Origin of the sequence: Phytobacter diazotrophicus (assembly GCF_052061655.1) — a bacterium.
GTDB lineage: Bacteria > Pseudomonadota > Gammaproteobacteria > Enterobacterales > Enterobacteriaceae > Phytobacter > Phytobacter diazotrophicus.
The window spans coordinates 41,599-57,406 of sequence record NZ_JBQGXD010000002.1 but is presented as its reverse complement, the minus strand read 5'-3'; the positions used below and the strand labels follow the sequence as shown (position 1 = coordinate 57,406).

Annotated in this window: 13 protein-coding genes and 2 pseudogenes; 9 read left to right on the top strand and 6 right to left on the bottom strand. The window is 49.1% G+C overall.

The genetic code is table 11. The features are described from left to right. Window positions 1-210: 210 nt before the first annotated feature. From ACS0RQ_RS27765 to ACS0RQ_RS27755, 3 genes and pseudogenes are all read right to left on the bottom strand, one after another. On the bottom strand, window positions 211-1,233 hold the full coding sequence (locus ACS0RQ_RS27765; RefSeq protein WP_147191311.1) for a DEAD/DEAH box helicase: 1,023 nt from the start codon (window positions 1,231-1,233) through the stop codon (window positions 211-213). Then, window positions 1,218-2,780, bottom strand: a complete 1,563-nt coding sequence (locus ACS0RQ_RS27760; protein ID WP_147191312.1) for an ATP-dependent nuclease — start codon at window positions 2,778-2,780, stop codon at window positions 1,218-1,220. Before ACS0RQ_RS27760 ends, ACS0RQ_RS27765 begins: the two co-directional genes overlap by 16 nt. A gap of 66 nt (window positions 2,781-2,846) precedes the next feature. Then, window positions 2,847-3,142 (bottom strand): annotated as a pseudogene (locus ACS0RQ_RS27755) (PIN domain-containing protein); the annotation flags it as partial. A gap of 404 nt (window positions 3,143-3,546) precedes the next feature. Between ACS0RQ_RS27755 and ACS0RQ_RS27750 the strand changes: the two are divergent. Genes ACS0RQ_RS27750 through ACS0RQ_RS27740 form a run of 3 tightly spaced genes read left to right on the top strand, consistent with a single transcriptional unit; the run spans window position 3,547 to window position 6,599 of the window. Then, the gene (locus ACS0RQ_RS27750) at window positions 3,547-5,139 is read left to right on the top strand and encodes a hypothetical protein (RefSeq protein ID WP_229222545.1); all 1,593 of its coding nucleotides are present in this window, start codon (window positions 3,547-3,549) and stop codon (window positions 5,137-5,139) included. A gap of 45 nt (window positions 5,140-5,184) precedes the next feature. Beyond that, on the top strand, window positions 5,185-6,312 hold the full coding sequence (locus ACS0RQ_RS27745) for a DUF4238 domain-containing protein (protein WP_147191723.1): 1,128 nt from the start codon (window positions 5,185-5,187) through the stop codon (window positions 6,310-6,312). Then, window positions 6,309-6,599 carry a helix-turn-helix domain-containing protein gene (locus ACS0RQ_RS27740; RefSeq protein ID WP_147191724.1) on the top strand — a complete coding sequence of 97 codons (291 nt, stop codon included), beginning with the start codon at window positions 6,309-6,311 and terminating at the stop codon, window positions 6,597-6,599. The genes ACS0RQ_RS27745 and ACS0RQ_RS27740 overlap by 4 nt, the downstream gene beginning before the upstream one ends. On the opposite strand, the gene ACS0RQ_RS27735 is transcribed toward ACS0RQ_RS27740, so the two are convergent. Next, a complete protein-coding gene (locus ACS0RQ_RS27735) occupies window positions 6,589-6,792 on the bottom strand; it encodes a hypothetical protein (RefSeq protein WP_147191726.1) in 204 nt (67 codons plus the stop codon). The two genes, ACS0RQ_RS27740 and ACS0RQ_RS27735, sit on opposite strands and share 11 nt — an antisense overlap. 588 nt (window positions 6,793-7,380) lie before the next feature. On the opposite strand from ACS0RQ_RS27735, the gene ACS0RQ_RS27730 reads away from it, so the two are divergent. From ACS0RQ_RS27730 to ACS0RQ_RS27715, 4 genes are all read left to right on the top strand, one after another. Further along, the gene (locus ACS0RQ_RS27730; protein ID WP_165159866.1) at window positions 7,381-7,686 is read left to right on the top strand and encodes a hypothetical protein; all 306 of its coding nucleotides are present in this window, start codon (window positions 7,381-7,383) and stop codon (window positions 7,684-7,686) included. Window positions 7,687-7,804: 118 nt separating this feature from the next. Continuing rightward, entirely contained in the window at window positions 7,805-8,113 is a 309-nt protein-coding gene (locus ACS0RQ_RS27725; protein WP_142518457.1) for a hypothetical protein, read from the top strand. 51 nt (window positions 8,114-8,164) lie between these two features. Next, window positions 8,165-8,890, top strand: coding sequence for a hypothetical protein (locus ACS0RQ_RS27720; protein ID WP_334634501.1), 726 nt, complete (start codon window positions 8,165-8,167; stop codon window positions 8,888-8,890). Window positions 8,891-8,979: 89 nt separating this feature from the next. Further along, entirely contained in the window at window positions 8,980-9,672 is a 693-nt protein-coding gene (locus ACS0RQ_RS27715) for a site-specific integrase (protein ID WP_142518526.1), read from the top strand. A 1,140-nt stretch (window positions 9,673-10,812) separates the two neighbouring features. On the opposite strand, the gene ACS0RQ_RS27710 is transcribed toward ACS0RQ_RS27715, so the two are convergent. Then, window positions 10,813-11,823, bottom strand: coding sequence for a RepB family plasmid replication initiator protein (locus ACS0RQ_RS27710; protein WP_142518458.1), 1,011 nt, complete (start codon window positions 11,821-11,823; stop codon window positions 10,813-10,815). A gap of 816 nt (window positions 11,824-12,639) precedes the next feature. On the opposite strand from ACS0RQ_RS27710, the gene sopA reads away from it, so the two are divergent. Continuing rightward, on the top strand, window positions 12,640-13,806 hold the full coding sequence (gene sopA, locus ACS0RQ_RS27705) for a plasmid-partitioning protein SopA (RefSeq protein WP_142518459.1): 1,167 nt from the start codon (window positions 12,640-12,642) through the stop codon (window positions 13,804-13,806). After that, window positions 13,806-14,777 carry a ParB/RepB/Spo0J family plasmid partition protein gene (locus ACS0RQ_RS27700; protein ID WP_142518460.1) on the top strand — a complete coding sequence of 324 codons (972 nt, stop codon included), beginning with the start codon at window positions 13,806-13,808 and terminating at the stop codon, window positions 14,775-14,777. Before sopA ends, ACS0RQ_RS27700 begins: the two co-directional genes overlap by 1 nt. 530 nt (window positions 14,778-15,307) lie before the next feature. Here the strand turns inward: ACS0RQ_RS27700 and ACS0RQ_RS27695 are convergent. Further along, window positions 15,308-15,807 (bottom strand): annotated as a pseudogene (locus ACS0RQ_RS27695) (DUF4113 domain-containing protein); the annotation flags it as partial. Window position 15,808: the final 1 nt, after the last annotated feature.

Genomic DNA, 15,808 nt, shown 5'->3' with positions numbered 1-15,808 from the left:
TGTGCAGTATATGCCTGCAGGACTGGTTTGTATAGGTGTCACATATGCAGATGCGTGGCATATGGATATGCTGTGCATATCCTGTTTTCTCATTTCTCCACCGCAGATCCGAAAAAAGCCAAAACCGGATCCGCACTTTTCCAGCCGGAAGTTACGTTATTGGCCGTACAGCTTTTTTTCTGGATTGTGCCCTACTGAGAAGCAGCTAACTCAATTTCGGAATCGGCGCAGATGAGTTTCTGGAACAAAATAAATGTTGCCACGCGCCCGTGAGCATGCCACGTAAAGCCTGTTACGGGACGACGGTGGAAGTGCTGTCAGTTCCTGACGGGTGAGAAGCTTCCAGTGAGCGGACCCCATCACGATGCAAACATCTTGAAAGTGGTCGAGCCCTTTACTGACGCCCCAGTTCAGTGAGTGGCAGCCGTAACGGTGATGTTCCCGATAGAAGAGCTTAATAACAGTGTTGTCCGCGTGCAGTGCAGCTGTGCGTTCTGCATCCGTGACCATTTCAATAAGGGTTGTATATGTTCCGTGGGCCGCAATACGGATGTCCAGTTGTCCGGTGATGAATTCACACACTGTTGCCGAACAGCGCCATGTCCGGCTAAGCGTTTCACGATCCACCATGATACCCGCTGCCCTGAAGCGGGCTTCGTACCGGGTAATGTCGTCATGCAACGTTGAATTGACGTTACCATCATGGCTTGTGTCAAAGGTATGTTGATAAAAATCGCCACAACACAACACAGATATTTCAGCACGGCAGAGCTCCAACAAAAAATTGAAGTCGTGCCCGGCAAAGTCTTGGACCTCATCGACAAACAATTCATCGTAATAACGGGCAAGCCGGGTACGGATATCCTGCAGAAGCCCCCGGGCTGTCAGCAGATGTGCGAGCCGCCGGTGATACAGTCGTCCTGCAGAATCCTGATAATGCCGGGCATTCGTACGCGGAACTCTTAGGGGAGGCTGCGCAAAGCTCAGGCCACGTGACGTCAGCTGCTCCTGCAGAAAAGGCCGGAAACAAAAACCGTGCAGGAACTCAAACCAGGTCATCACACGGATCCCGCCCGGGATAAAGCCAAAGCGATTGATAATCTGCGTTCGCAGATGAGCTTCATTATTCACGGTGAATGTAAGGATCAGTGTCCGCCTGTCCTCCCTTAACCGCCGTATCAGTAATGTGGTTTTGCCCGAGCCGGCAACTGCAAATATCACTCTCTTATCCACGCCAGTGCCTCCTGAATATAATCAGGTACAGACAGATCTTCACCGTGCAGCTGTAACAGCAGGAATGCCGCTTCTGCCTTATTGGCCAGCATATAATCCTGCACCGTGAGCGTCCGCCGTGACCCGCTGAAAAGCGCATCGCACAGGTCGGTATTATCCTGATACAGGCTGATTTCAAATGTGGATCGTCTGTCGTCGCGATCAGCAAATACCCGAGAGCGGGCACAGAGCACGTCAGCATAGCGTTCATCACAATTCTGCTGATAGCTGCCGTCATTGTCGCGAAGGGCCGCGACACGATTTTCCAGAAGGCGAGCCAGTTCAAGATAACGACGGAAACTCGTCCCGCCGATTGCGATGATATGTACCCCTTCATCCTCCGGCGCTCTGCCATACAGTCGACGATAAAAGGCCTCTATCAGGATAAATTCCGCATCCCCCTCCACGAGCAGCACACGTTTCGCCAGCGTAAATTCCAGCACGTTATTATCCGGTGCTTTCATGAAGAAGGCGGCAGTCTCGGCGGAAAGCTCATTCATCAGTACCGGCCGGGTAGCCCCGAGCAGGATTGCCTTACGCAGATCAAGGCGTGAGGAAATATGGCTGCTGTGCGTGGCAATAAACACCTGCGTCTGGCGTTCAGTGGCAAGCTGGTTAACCAGCCTCTTCATACTGACATGGCTAAGATGATTCTCCGGCTCCTCAAGCAACAGTGCGTGGAGCTCGCCTTGCCGCTGATGCCGCTGCAACGCAAACTCTGTTTTAATGAAGCACTGCCTTCCTTTTCCGCGATGGCGAAAGGAAATACCGTCCTCAGTAATGTCAAGATTCGCCTCAAGACCTGATTTGGTGCCGGAACGCACGCCAAACTGATACGTTTCCAGCGTATTGTTTACGGCAGACAGATGCTGGGCGCAGAAGTGCATTTTCTGTTGCCGGTAACTGTTTTCCAGCCGGTACCGATCGGCCACTGGCACATTGACGTTGTAAACCGTGCGCGTATATTCCTGTGCAGCGTGATCGTTATCGATGCGTGCACTGTCGAGCAGCAGATGGCGCAGATAGCGTCTGAAGCCCGCAAAATGACCACCGGAGAATGTGCTGAACCGGACGGCATAGTATTCATAGGGGAAATTATCAGGATCCTGCTGCAGTACATGGTGTATATCCTGACCGTATTCTTCAATCATTGGCGCAATGCGCATTCTGAGACCGTCTGCATCCATACCCGTCAAATTTTGTCTGCCGTTCAGGTCAGGATCTCCTCCTTCACTCAGAAACACATCAGCCGTCAGCACGGGTAACAGATCCGCGCGGCGCTCGCCTTCCAGGAAGCGTCTGACCGCTGACTGTGACAGGAGGGATTCCACCCCCAGTGCCTCTACCCGGTGCCGGCTGTCGCTTAATACCAGATCCAGCGCAAGCAGAATAGTGCTCTTGCCCGATTCATTATCTCCTATAAGCACATTACGATCTGCACAGAAGCTGACGTCCAGTTCCGGAAACTTTTTAAAATTTTGCAGCATCAGCCGCGTGATGAGAGGCATCATTTATTCCTTTATCATACGCTGACTCACAGGCTGGCCAGCAGGCAGTGTCCACAACTTATCGTGTTATTTTACCCAGTCTTCCAGTACCAGACCCGGCACGCGCTCAAACTCCCGCGTATTATTCGTCACCAGAATGGCACCGACCGTGATGGCATGCCGGCGATGGCCGTGTCGTTCGGGCCGATCGGCGTGCCGGCCAGCCGCAGAGCCACTTTGATATCAGTTGTGGCGTTCCCCGCGGGACGGTCCCACGGAAGGATTGCGTTGAGGCGTGCGCAGAACGCCTCTACCAGCTGCGCGCGGCGCGGCGAGGCCTTCGGGCCGGTGGCGCCAAAGCGTATTTCGGCATAGGTGATGGCCTATATCATCTGTCCATTTATGTATTCACGAGGAGGGGGGATTTTTCTTCGGAGGAGGGACGCACCGTTATGAGGTACTGAAGCGAACGGGGACTTCATATATGTATTTTCTGGCAGAACCGGTTGATGTGATAAACATTGAAATGCATCTTTCAGTACAGTGGCTGCCAGATTGTGTCTAAAGGCGCTCACGGCGGTTTTAACGGGCTAATTATAGGGCGTATCCACAACATATCATTCTCTAGTTTTTTATCCATTTTACATATGGCTGTGACAAATAATATTCTTTAGTGATAAAACCTTATTTAATCAATTGATTTTATTAATTAAATACAAAGTGTTTTTTACTGTCCTCTTTGAGAGTATTGTTAATATTAAATACGCAGTGTGACGGAGCTTCACCGATGACCTTTTCAATAACCAGCCTGCTGGAGAAAACAGGGCCATGTCTCAGTTCGGTTCTTGTGGATGAGATGTCCAGGAATCCGGCCATCAGCCGCGAAACAGCCCGAAAGCAGATATCCCGTGCCGTGGCAACCGGACAGGTCCGCTGCGTCGATAAGCTGCTGCCGAAACGAGAGCGATTCATTTATCTACAGAAGCAGTACGGATCGGAACGCTACTGGTCGAATCTGACGACAGCGCTTCTGGATTCCGGCTCAGCCTACGGTCTGGCGCTGAGCAGCATTATGGCACGGGGCGGGATTCTGAAGATGGAGCACTTTGCTGCAGCAAGTGGCGCACCTGAGGCAATGAAAAAGCGGCTCTCCTGGAGGACGGTACTTGAGGGTCTGCTGAAAAACAAAATGGTAAGGCAGGTTTCCCTGCCAGGGATAGGTGACTGCATCGCACTGAGCGAGAAAAAAGAGTCGGCATACGCGCATGCCGTGCTGCCACTGAAAGCGCGCCACATCACTGAGTCGATTATGCTGAAAGCCGTCGGTCAGTGGGTCAGGAATACAGGTATCATCAGTTATGACACATTACGGACCCGGGATAACACCAATGAAGATCTCAGACCTTGCGTGTCACAATTCAGTTTCGATATGTCTGCCGCATCCTATCTCAATCCGTTGCTTCAGTTGGCGAAAACAGGTGAGACCCGTCCAGGATTCTTTGTGTGTGACATCCTTCTCGGCAGTCGCTTAAGCCATGAGCATCTGCAGCCTTTTATTGTGAAATGCCGCTCCATCAGTAGCCTGAAAAATAATCCCAGATGCCTGTTTATGTTCATCGCCGATGAGTACGCAGAAGATGCATTTAAGGCGCTGAAACGCGCAGGTATTATTCCGGCCACGCCCGAGAATCTTTTTGGTAGTGAACTCGCGGAAACGCTTTTACAGCTTCGTGAGCTTATCAGTTATATGACACTGAGCTTTAATGAAAACATTTCGCAAATTGACGATATTATGTCAAAACTATCCCGCATAGAAGGTGCAACTACCCAGCTTCAGGGGGATTTGTTTGAGTATATTGTTGCGGAGGCTGTGCGTGGTGATAACGGGTTTATTGATATTGGCAGACTATGTAAAAATGAGGACGGGAAATCTGCTGACTGTGATGTCATGGCAATAAAGGGCCGATCTGAAATCACTTTCATAGAATGTAAGGGATATAAACCCTATTCAGTAGTTAAACACGAAGTAATAAAACACTGGATTGGCCATCAAATACCTGTGTTTCGTAAGTTTGCCAAGCGTGACTACCCAAACGCAGATATTAATGTTGAATTATGGACCACCGGGAAATTCAGCGATGAAACTCGCGAGATGCTGGATAAATATATCGACTCTGCCGATATTAATAAAAAATATAACGTCAGAATTCTGGAGGCACATAATGTACGACAAATAATAAGGGCAACCAGGAATGACTCACTTATCCGGGTTTTTGAAAAGCACTTTATTGATTCGAAAATGAAGGTGTCGCGTCACAGAACGGCACCTGAGCCCACGAAACTCGCAGGCAGGGATGATGATTTTGATGATGACTTTTAAGGTCCGGCAGCCATCCTAACGCGCTAAGATTATATGAGGTGAAAAATGGCATTTACGAAAAATCAGCACATGCTTTCGCAATGGGTACTCAGGAACTTTCGCAGCGACGACACGGCACTCAGCCCGAAGGATAAGCAGCGTGTCTGGTGCCATACGGTATACCCTTCACGTACTGGAGATAACGTCCTCTATGAACAGCCTCTGCCAATTTCCAGTGTCGCGGTCGCTAAAAATCTCTTTCGGCTCATCGATGCCAAAACCGGAGAAGCCTTTGACATCGAAGAAGAACTGGGGGCCTATGAGCGTCTGACGGCCGCAGTAGTGAACGACATTATTCACGAACATAATTTTTCTCGACTTCGTCTGGCTAAGCCCGGCGATTTCCCGTTCGAGACCCTGACCAGCTTTGCAGTAATGCAGCTGCTTTTAAATTTACATAATCCCCAGAATAAGAATCCCTACAAGCAGGATCTTCTTGACCGCTTTCATCGTGACATTGAAAGGCATTTTGAAGAATATATAAAAAGCATTCAGTCACTGCCTGGCACCCAGCCAGCACTGATGAACGACAGTTTTTATCAAAAATTGCTTCGCGTAGCCAACGCGTCCTCATCCAGAGAGGATAAATGTCGGGCGATTTTTACTTTGTTCAGCCTGCTGGCTGTTCTCAATAAACCCACGCCTTATGACATGATCAATGTCTTCCGGAATAAAATATTCAGTCGGACGAGCGTGATTGAAATAATACACACCGGCCACGCTTTTGACAGTACTGACTCCAGGCCAGTCTTTGCGATAGCCCCGAATATATTTTGTTTGTACACGGATCAGAACAGAATATACCTGCCGCTGTCCCATAATTTCGCTTTATGTTTTATTCTTGGAATACCAATATCATTCAACCCCAGAATTGATGTTTTTTCGCCGCGACCTGAGCTGCTGAAGTGTTGCTATGATCCCAGATTGAATTTCTACAAAGTTTCTTTTGATTACATTGATAATGTCATGAGCACCATCGATATGTACAATGTGGGAAATTCAAATACTTTCTATTCTGCTTATCAGCTCAGCGACGTTAAAAAATACCTCGATCTGCAGGAAAAAGATCACCAATATTACTATACGCCTGCGGATCCCGTGCGATGGCAGCCTCAGCAGCCGGATTCATTATGAACCCAGAAAACGCCCTTCAGATTAAGGCACTGATTGAAGCAGGTCAGTTCAATCCAGAAACACTGTGCTCGGGCGAGAGCTGGATGTCGCCTTCAGCCTCCGAAATCAGGTTGGTCCGGGCGCTGATCCCCCTGACCGACATCCAGCTGGCCAACCGGCTGGCTGTGGACGAACGTACCGTCCGCAAGTGGAAGTCCGGCCAGACCCGGATGGTGTTCACCACATGGTGTTGCCTGTGCTGGCTGGCCGGGCTGGGGATGCTGCTGGATAACCTTCTCAGCGATTAAAGAGACGCTTCCAGATGCGTCTGAGAATGAAGCGTCTCTGGTATCGCCAGCGGGAACGGTAGATATGGGGCAGGTCGTCATAGTTTTTCCAGAATAGGGTCCAGCCCTGATACCCTTTGACCACTAAAAGGATGTAGCCGCCGGTACTGAAGATGCCATATGCGATGGCGGTGAGGATGAGAAATACAGTCATACGATGTTCCTTATGTAAAACTGTATTTAGGAAATCCGATGCGGCCTTTAAGGCCGGTCTGTAAAAAAACCTGAAAAAAGTTTCCCTTTCCTTATTGTTGCCATTTCAGTTTCAGTCAGCCTTGAATTTTGCATCCCATGCAATAATTCACCAGTCACAACAATCCACTGCCTTTTGTGCTTTTCAGGCAATAATCCTTCATCCCTCTCTCGCAGATCCGTTTTCTGTTAGACCCGGATCTGCCCGCACTGACCCGCCGCCCGTCGGGGCTTAAACACAATATGTTGCGTTTCACTATCCGGTAAGCCATCAATATACAGTGCCTGCCCCCTGCCCCGTGACCCGGCGCACAGGGGCAGAAAACCGCCGTGTGGTGAATTCCTGGCCGTGATACACTTCCGGAAACTGCTAAATACAATAAAAGTCGGATCACGCCGCAACGCACTTCCGGTAATTTAATGGCGTGGTTATATGTCTGCTTATTATCAGGTGTGTGATTTTTACGATTCGCGATAATACGAAATGAAAGGACGGGCGTCAGGGAGAGATGGTTTCAGGGCGGGATAATTTCAGGAGGAAGGATTTTATATGGCATCAGCTGCGCGTAAGAAGATCACCGTCACTGAAATGCACGCGGCACTCATCGCCCTGGGGCATGACAAATTGTGGTGGCGTAATCCGGTACCGAAAGGACGTAAAAAGGGTGTGTGCCAGATTGTGACCTGGGACAATTATGTTGTGGCCCGAAACGATCTCGATGTTGATACCAAAGGCTGGGATTTTACGGATAAAGCAGGGGTCATCTTTCCATGTCCGCCAGGAAGCCAGCCATCACGTTTCGATGATGAGCTGGATGAATTGGTCGTGTTTCAATATTCCGTGCTCTATAGCTAATACCTGCTAAACATGCCGGGCGGGATTTCAGAGCGGAGGCCGATGATGGGGTAAAAGCACCGGACCACCTCCGGGGATGCATGATTTCAGGGTGGGTTAACTTGGTAAGGAGGGTTGTATGTGTGCGTCATGTAGTTTACAGGCTGAGTATTTTCATACCGTTAAGTGCATGTATCAACATCTCGTACTCTCTCATCCCGTACTGTGGCTGAGGGATTCGTCGCGTGTCAGAACCGGTTACGTTTCCCGTAATTTTCTGTCTGTCAGAGGCCGGGTTCTTGCTGTCTGGAAAGGTCCGGGTCTGGGCTGGCGGTTACGCCAGCCAGGTGAGCGGGCACCTGATGAAAATCCTGACCCGTGCCGGGAAGATTTTGTTGAACTGACCTGTGAGGCGGATACATTCCAGGCATTTATGCTCATTGAATGACGCATAACTTAAAATGTGCGACGGGATTTAGCGACTGGCAGGAGAACAACAATGATGCAGGATAATGTTGCAGAAGGAATGGCGGCTGTGGCCTCGCATCCGGTTACCGTGCAGGTGTTTATGCAGGGACCTGGTATCTGGGGTAACGTGGCCACCGGCTTAATCACCGCCGTAGCGGCGATTTTAGCCGTCATGCTAACGCACAGGTTTACGCTCCGGCGTGAGAATCGGGCGGCAGAGAAAAAAATGAAACAGGCAAGGCAATTTATCGCCATTGAACTGATATTTCTGCTGGAAAATTTCGCCGAGTCCTGCTCCGATGTTGCAGCTGATGCGGGTGAGAATAATGACGATCCCGAACCCACCCGAGAGCCAACCGTCGGCTATCCTGCTCTCAGTTTCACAGACGTCAGTGGCGACTGGCAGGTTCTTGATGCACGTCTGATGTATCGAATCAGGGAGCTTATCGTTCTACAGCAGGAAGCCCATAAAGCTATTGCGTTCGTCGCGGACGCAGACTGTTTCGGGCAGCGTTATGAATACTTCCGTAAGCGCCAGTATGAGTATGCCCGTCTGGGGCTAAAAGCCATCATTCAGGTCAGACGCCTGCGCAAGGTGGCCGAATTTCCAGAAACACGTCTTGCGATTTCGGAATGGTCAGCTCAACGTGTTATGTGGGATGTATGGAGAAAGGAGCGTCGTCGAAGGGCTAAAGAAGCCGCCGAAGAAAGAATAATGTTAGAAAATCCAAACTACCCGGAGAGCCAGGATTTGTGAGCAGCGTGATTCCCTATTCTCAGTCTTTTCATCAGACACCGTCGCTGCCGGTGACCATCGATTATCCGGCTGCGCTGGCATTGAGACAGATGGCTGTGGTGCATGATGAACTGCCAAAATACCTGCTTGCGCCGGAAATAAATGCCCTGCTCCACTATGTCCCGGATCTTCACCGCAGGATGTTACTGGCAACCCTGTGGAACACCGGCGCGCGTATCAACGAAGCCCTGGCCCTGACGCGGGGGGATTTTTCTCTGATATCACCATATCCGTTTGTGCAGCTGGCCACACTCAAACAACGTGAAGAGAAAGCGGCCCGCAGTGCCGGCCGTACGCCCGCCGGTGCCACTCCCCACCGTCTGGTTCCGCTGTCAGATCAGCTCTATGTCAGCCAGCTGGAGATGATGGTGGCCACCCTGAAAATTCCGCTCGAGCGCAGAAATAAACGCACCGGGCGGACAGAAAAGGCGCACCTCTGGAATGTTACCGACCGGACGGCGAGGACGTGGCTAAATGAAGCCATTGACGCCGCTGCGGCCGACGGCGTGTCGTTCTCGGTACCGGTGACCCTGCACACGTTTCGTCATTCCTACGCCATGCACATGTTATACGCCGGAATTCCGCTAAAGGTTTTGCAGAGCCTGATGGGACATAAATCACTCAGCTCGACGGAAGTGTATACGAAAGTTTTTGCGCTCGATGTTGCGGCACGGCACCGCGTCCGGTTTGCTATGCCGGAAGATGAAGCCGTTAAGCTTATGAAAAAGTTTCATCCCGGTTAAAGTGCCTGACATCCTCCCCTGCTGAAGGATGAGGTATTACAGCGCATCTGATAACTTGACTATGTTTTTCCGATAGTGCCGAGCTGTCTAGGGGGTTAGCATTTTTTGTACATTAATGGTGCATATTTGAAGGTGATAGATGCGGGTCGTCACCTTAAATGGCAGTTACCGCGACAGCTATATTATATTGTGCTGCTTGAAAACTGGCAGAGCGTTACAGGGGTATTCCCTATACCCAGGCCAGAATTCACGTAGCGCTCCTCTCATCTTCCTGTACCCTTGTTTTTTGCTCCGCTCCTTTACGTCGGTAACCCTCCCCCCGGGTTACCAGCCGCACATTCCGGATGAGTGCATACCGCAGTCATGGAAGATCACCTGAAAAACTCACGGACAGCATAGACTGCCGACCCCACACTTTCTTTCCAGCGCACTGCATCGATCTGGCGGTGTGATTTCAGCACATACGGGTATTTGCAGAGTATCTATCGCCAGGTGTCCGTCTTCCGCGGATGTTTTTCCACTTCCTCATACCGCAAACAATATATTCTACACGGCACATGATTGCATCGGCCAGTTTCCTTGATCACACAGAGTCCGGTTTCTGCCACTAAGGAAAATCAACACAGGTAACTCGTTGACATACTCTTCTCTGGCAGCAGTTCGAAATGGACGAACCGGACATGCATTTTCTTCTTACGATTCTCATCCTAAGAGTGAAACCGGCTCCAGGCCTGTGGAACCAGTGAAATAAGGAAGGAAAGATTTTCGCTTAGCCCCGACAGCATGACGAACTTATTCAGAAGGTATGGCTCCGGACTGTGCGTTAGCCTTCCCCGCTCGAGGTGGATCAGTACATCACGCAGGTCTTCATTTAACGTCAATATCAGCCAACAGCGGGAAAATTGACTGCGGCATGCAGGCCATGATTTCTCAGTCAATACATGGAACGTATTACCCGCCAGAAGCACATGCCGCAGTCAATATCACCTTTTTTTCGAAGTAAATAGCATACCTCAGTCAATTTAAAGCGCGGAAGCTTGCGGAACAGGGAGAGGTATATTGACTGCGCCATGCGTGATGCGTATTACAGTCAATAATAGAGAATAAAAGCACACCGCAGTGAATTTTTGCGTACTACAGTCAATTTTCTGGCTTAATACTGGTGAGCGCTTCGGCCAGCTTTTGCGGATCGATACCCGCGGCTTTCAAAGCCTTAATGACCTCATCATAGTTCTGCTCGGGAGACTGCTCCTCTACCTCTTTGCGAGGCGACTTCACGGTACTGCTAATTAATTTCGGGTTGCGATAATGCACGCTGAAATAGGTTGCCCGTCCGCGTTTGAATTCGGTGTAATCCAGATACCCGATATTTCGCAACTGCTCCATTGCTTTGCGAACGGTATGGTTCTGCGTGTACACGTTTGAGGTGAGGTTCAACCGGTCCCGCATACGTTTCATTGAGATTGGCGCCGGGTTCTGAGGCAGGCTTTCGATGTAGGTATACAAGGCTTGAGCAGACTCTTTACGCTGCAGGGCGTCGATTGCCTTCAACCGCAGCAGTACCCGCCGGTCCATGTGGTAGAGCTCGAAGAGTTTGGGTTCTGCCTTGATCTCCACGATATCTTCGTTGATATCATAGTAAGCTGACTGCACCAAGTGTGTAGTCCAGCCTTTAGTGTCACTCTGGAACTTCAACGTAACGGTCGCCAGTTTGAACAGAGAGTTGCTGATACGGTCGCGCATTTTCTTATTTGAACGCCGCGAATCAAAACCACACATTTTAACGAACTCAACAAAAGACAATTCCAGCGTGTCTTTTTTTACGCCATACTCTGACATGGAGCGAATGATCCCAAGCCAGACTTTAAAGTCCGTATCCATGTCCAGACGCGATCCTGTGATCCTGACATCGGTGTACCCCTCGCTCTTCGCGATAGACAGCTGTACAAGCTCCTCGGACGCATCTGTGACATTTTTACAGTTAGCCTTACTCTTTCCTGTCGATTTCAGCGTAGGAACGAAGAGACCAAGCCTCATGAGCGCAACAGGTTGAACGGTACTGGTGCTGTTAACATCTAGCTTAACAACTTCACCGGTTTTCTTATCAACCTCCTGCAAATTTAGAGGTAAGGTATTATTTTCGCTCGTCATTTTTGACTCCAACAGTTATCCACAAAGGCAAGTATAAATGCATATCTCAGTCAACGGAAATACATGCCTTAGTAAATACAGTTGCATATCACAGTATTAGATAATGCATACATCAGTCAACATTTAACACGCTATAGTCAATGCTGAGAGCCCTTTAGACCAGTCAGAACGGGAGCTCAAGCGATCCGGGGATCTCTTTATGATCTCATTGTGATCTTTATAGGATCATTTATTGGATCGATACTATGAATAACTCTGTCAGACCTTCCCACATCAAAATTGACGTAAGTCCCACACTTGGGATGATATTTTGAATACACCTTATAGTTGGTGCATCGTCATGATCTCGAATTATCGCCCGACCAGATCAAATCTTGACTGTAGTGCGTGACCTGCATCGGCATGTTCTGCTCACTTTGAATAATGGAATTCCATACCTCAGTCAATATATTGCATACCATAGTAAATATTCACAGCAGGAAAGAGTTGGTGTGCGTACTCGACATCAGCGCGTTAGTGCTTTCAGTAAGATCAGCTCTTTTCCGCTTCCTCAACGCTTTCTCACGCAGCGAGAAAGCGTTCTGCGGCGAGCGGCAGTAATTATTATTGACAGCGGGGTATGCCGTATCCGTGAAATTTCATCTAATCCAGATTGATAACCGCCTGTTTTGTTAGCAACTTTGCATATTTAAGTTCGCTTTGCGTTTTTATTGTTGCTTTGCGTTTTTATTGTTGCTTTGCGTTTTTATTGTTGCTTTGCAATAAATTCCAAGATTTACTAAAATAGTGCAAAGTGTTGATTAAAGGATGTTCAGTATGGGACTCATGGATACACTCAACCAGTGCATAAGTGCTGGTCATGAAATGACGAAAGCAATCGCCATTGCGCAGTTTAATGATGACAGTCCGGAAGCCCGAAAGATAACCCGGCGCTGGAGAATTGGTGAAGCCTCAGATTTGGTTGGCGTGTCATCTCAGGCTATCAGGGATGCTGAGAAAGCTGGCCGACTGCCTCACCCTGATATGGAAACCCGTGGAAGAGTTGAGCAACGCGTTGGTTATACCATCGAGCAAATCAATCACATGCGGGATGTATTTGGTACACGACTGCGCCGTGCTGAAAATGCGTTTCCGCCAGTGATTGGAGTTGCTGCTCATAAAGGTGGTGTTTACAAAACCTCAGTATCGGTTCACCTAGCTCAGGACCTTGCTCTGAAAGGACTCCGTGTTCTGCTTGTTGAAGGCAATGACCCACAGGGAACAGCTTCTATGTATCACGGATGGGTGCCCGATCTTCATATTCATGCTGAGGACACTCTCCTGCCCTTTTATCTTGGGGAAAAGGATGATGCCAGCTACGCTATAAAGCCCACATGCTGGCCTGGCCTTGATATCATCCCGTCCTGTCTGGCACTGCACCGCATTGAAACCGAGCTGATGGGGAAATTTGACGAAGGCAAATTACCTGCTGATCCGCACCTGATGCTCCGTCTGGCCATTGAAACTGTCGCTCATGATTATGACGTGATAGTTATCGACAGTGCCCCCAACCTTGGTATCGGTACAATAAATGTTGTATGCGCTGCAGATGTACTGATTGTCCCTACTCCTGCCGAGCTGTTCGACTACACCTCAGCATTGCAGTTTTTCGATATGCTTCGCGACCTGCTTAAGAACGTGGATCTTAAAGGCTTTGAGCCAGATGTCCGTATTCTGCTTACAAAATACAGTAATAATAACGGCTCGCAGTCCCCGTGGATGGAAGAACAAATTCGGGATGCCTGGGGAAGCATGGTCCTTAAAAATGTTGTGCGCGAAACGGATGAAGTCGGTAAAGGTCAGATCCGTATGAGAACGGTTTTTGAACAGGCTATTGATCAACGTTCTTCAACCGGTGCTTGGCGTAACGCCCTCTCTATCTGGGAGCCTGTTTGCAATGAGATTTTTGATCGTCTGATTAAACCACGCTGGGAGATTAGATAATGAAGCGTGCTCCTGTCATTCCAAGACATACAACACATACTCAATCGACTGAGGATACTTCATCACCGGCACCGACGGCGCCTATGGTGGATTCGTTAATTGCTCGCGTGGGCGCCATGGCCCGCGGTAATGCCATCTCTCTGCCGGTATGTGGCCGGGAAATAAAGTTTACCCTTGAGGTACTTCGGGGAGACTCTGTTGAGAGTGCTTCCCGCGTATGGTCAGGCAATGAGCGCGATCAGGAACTGCTTACCGAAGATGCTCTGGATGATCTTCTCCCATCTTTTTTGCTGACCGGTCAGCAGACACCGGCTTTTGGCCGGCGTGTATCTGGTGTCATAGAAATTGCGGATGGCAGCCGTCGCCGTAAAGCCGCTATCCTGACGGAAAGTGATTATCGTATTCTGGTAGGTGAACTGGACGATGAGCAGATGGCAGCATTGTCCAGACTAGGTAACGATTATCGGCCGACAAGTGCTTATGAACGTGGTCAGCGTTACGCAAGCCGACTGCACAATGAGTTTGCTGGAAATATTTCTGCGCTTGCCGATGCTGAAAACATTTCGCGTAAGATCATTACTCGCTGCATTAATACGGCCAGATTACCAAAGTCCGTTGTTGCTCTGTTCTCTCATCCCGGAGAATTATCTGCACGGTCAGGTGAAGCTCTTCAGAAAGCTTTTAAGGATAAAGAAGAATTACTGAAGCAGCAGGCCGCCAGTCTTCATGAGCAGAAGAAAGCCGGTGTAATCTTTGAAGCTGAAGAAGTCATTACTCTTTTGACATCGGTACTTAAAAAGTCTCCAACATCTAGAGCGAACCTGAGCTCTCGGCATCAGTTCGCGCCGGGTGCAACGGCATTGTACAAGGGGCATAAAATCGTTCTGAATCTTGACAGGGCTCAGCTTCCTGCTGAGTGCATTGATAAAATTGAAGCCATCCTGAAGGAACTTGAGGCTCAAGGTTCCTGATAGCCCATAAATTTATAAATATAATTTCCTAATCCTATTATCCTCTCATCTCCAGCTGTACTGAGCTGGTCGGTATGTAATGTACTGACCAGCTTCATTCAAATCAGGAGAACATCAACAGGGACTATTGTTCCACATACGGCTGTCATCGTCTGAACATCACTGGGACCATGGTCCCACATACCGCTGTCATCGTCTGAACATCACTGGGACCGTGGTCCCACATACCGCGGTTATCGTCTGAACATCACTGGGACCGTGGTCCCACATACCGCGGTTATCCTCAGAATGTCAGCTGGGACCACGCTCCCTATACTGTGTTGCCTCTGTCTGAGATTCAGATGGGATCATGGTTCTGCATGCACCATTCAGGGATGAAAGTTAGTTGTCAGCATGCATGTCCTTATATCTTTTATAAATCACACATGAATACGTTGTCATGGAAAATAAAGAGCGGTATCTGAAAATTAATCTAACTCTTTTAAAGATAGTAATAACTTACACCATTAAAATATCGTGCTATGCAATCTTTAAGTTCGACGTATATTACCTTCAGATTTTGGTGATGCATAAAACCAGGCAATAGGCAGTTCCTTCCAACGGGTCGTATAAGCTGACGATAACATTTCTCGTTTCATTTGCCATTCAGGAGCAATGCCTCGTCCCGCAAACCACACTTCCCCAGACCGTAATGGCAAATACCGTCCACGACTTTCATCAGCTGATTACTGTTGTTTCGGGGCTGAGTATCATCGAACATATTCAGTTGCGAAACCCCGGTAGGAGTGAAATCATTGAGCATGCAACCCGCTTTTGCATATCGATGGTCATTCACCCAGATCCGATCCAGTGCTTTCACCGCTGCGGCTATGATGTCCTTGGCATCCTGTGTGGGAATCATCAACTTCTCACTGGCCACATTCCCGTAATTCGGTTCGTTGGCCGCGAACGGTGACGTCTTCACAAAAACGGCTATATGCCTGCAGAACTGACGCTCGCCGCGCAGCTTTTCAGATGCACGCTCAGCGTAC

Bases quoted from the DNA above. Each gene is read 5' to 3' on its own strand.
- ACS0RQ_RS27745 (WP_147191723.1), top strand. From the start codon at position 5,185: ATGGCATTTACGAAAAATCAGCACATGCTTTCGCAATGGGTACTCAGG.
- ACS0RQ_RS27735 (WP_147191726.1), bottom strand. From the start codon at position 6,792: ATGACTGTATTTCTCATCCTCACCGCCATCGCATATGGCATCTTCAGT.
- ACS0RQ_RS27750 (WP_229222545.1), top strand. From the start codon at position 3,547: ATGACCTTTTCAATAACCAGCCTGCTGGAGAAAACAGGGCCATGTCTC.
- sopA (WP_142518459.1), top strand. From the start codon at position 12,640: ATGGGACTCATGGATACACTCAACCAGTGCATAAGTGCTGGTCATGAA.
- ACS0RQ_RS27715 (WP_142518526.1), top strand. From the start codon at position 8,980: ATGGCTGTGGTGCATGATGAACTGCCAAAATACCTGCTTGCGCCGGAA.
- ACS0RQ_RS27700 (WP_142518460.1), top strand. From the start codon at position 13,806: ATGAAGCGTGCTCCTGTCATTCCAAGACATACAACACATACTCAATCG.
- ACS0RQ_RS27720 (WP_334634501.1), top strand. From the start codon at position 8,165: ATGATGCAGGATAATGTTGCAGAAGGAATGGCGGCTGTGGCCTCGCAT.
- ACS0RQ_RS27760 (WP_147191312.1), bottom strand. From the start codon at position 2,780: ATGCCTCTCATCACGCGGCTGATGCTGCAAAATTTTAAAAAGTTTCCG.
- ACS0RQ_RS27730 (WP_165159866.1), top strand. From the start codon at position 7,381: ATGGCATCAGCTGCGCGTAAGAAGATCACCGTCACTGAAATGCACGCG.
- ACS0RQ_RS27740 (WP_147191724.1), top strand. From the start codon at position 6,309: ATGAACCCAGAAAACGCCCTTCAGATTAAGGCACTGATTGAAGCAGGT.
- ACS0RQ_RS27725 (WP_142518457.1), top strand. From the start codon at position 7,805: ATGTGTGCGTCATGTAGTTTACAGGCTGAGTATTTTCATACCGTTAAG.
- ACS0RQ_RS27710 (WP_142518458.1), bottom strand. From the start codon at position 11,823: ATGACGAGCGAAAATAATACCTTACCTCTAAATTTGCAGGAGGTTGAT.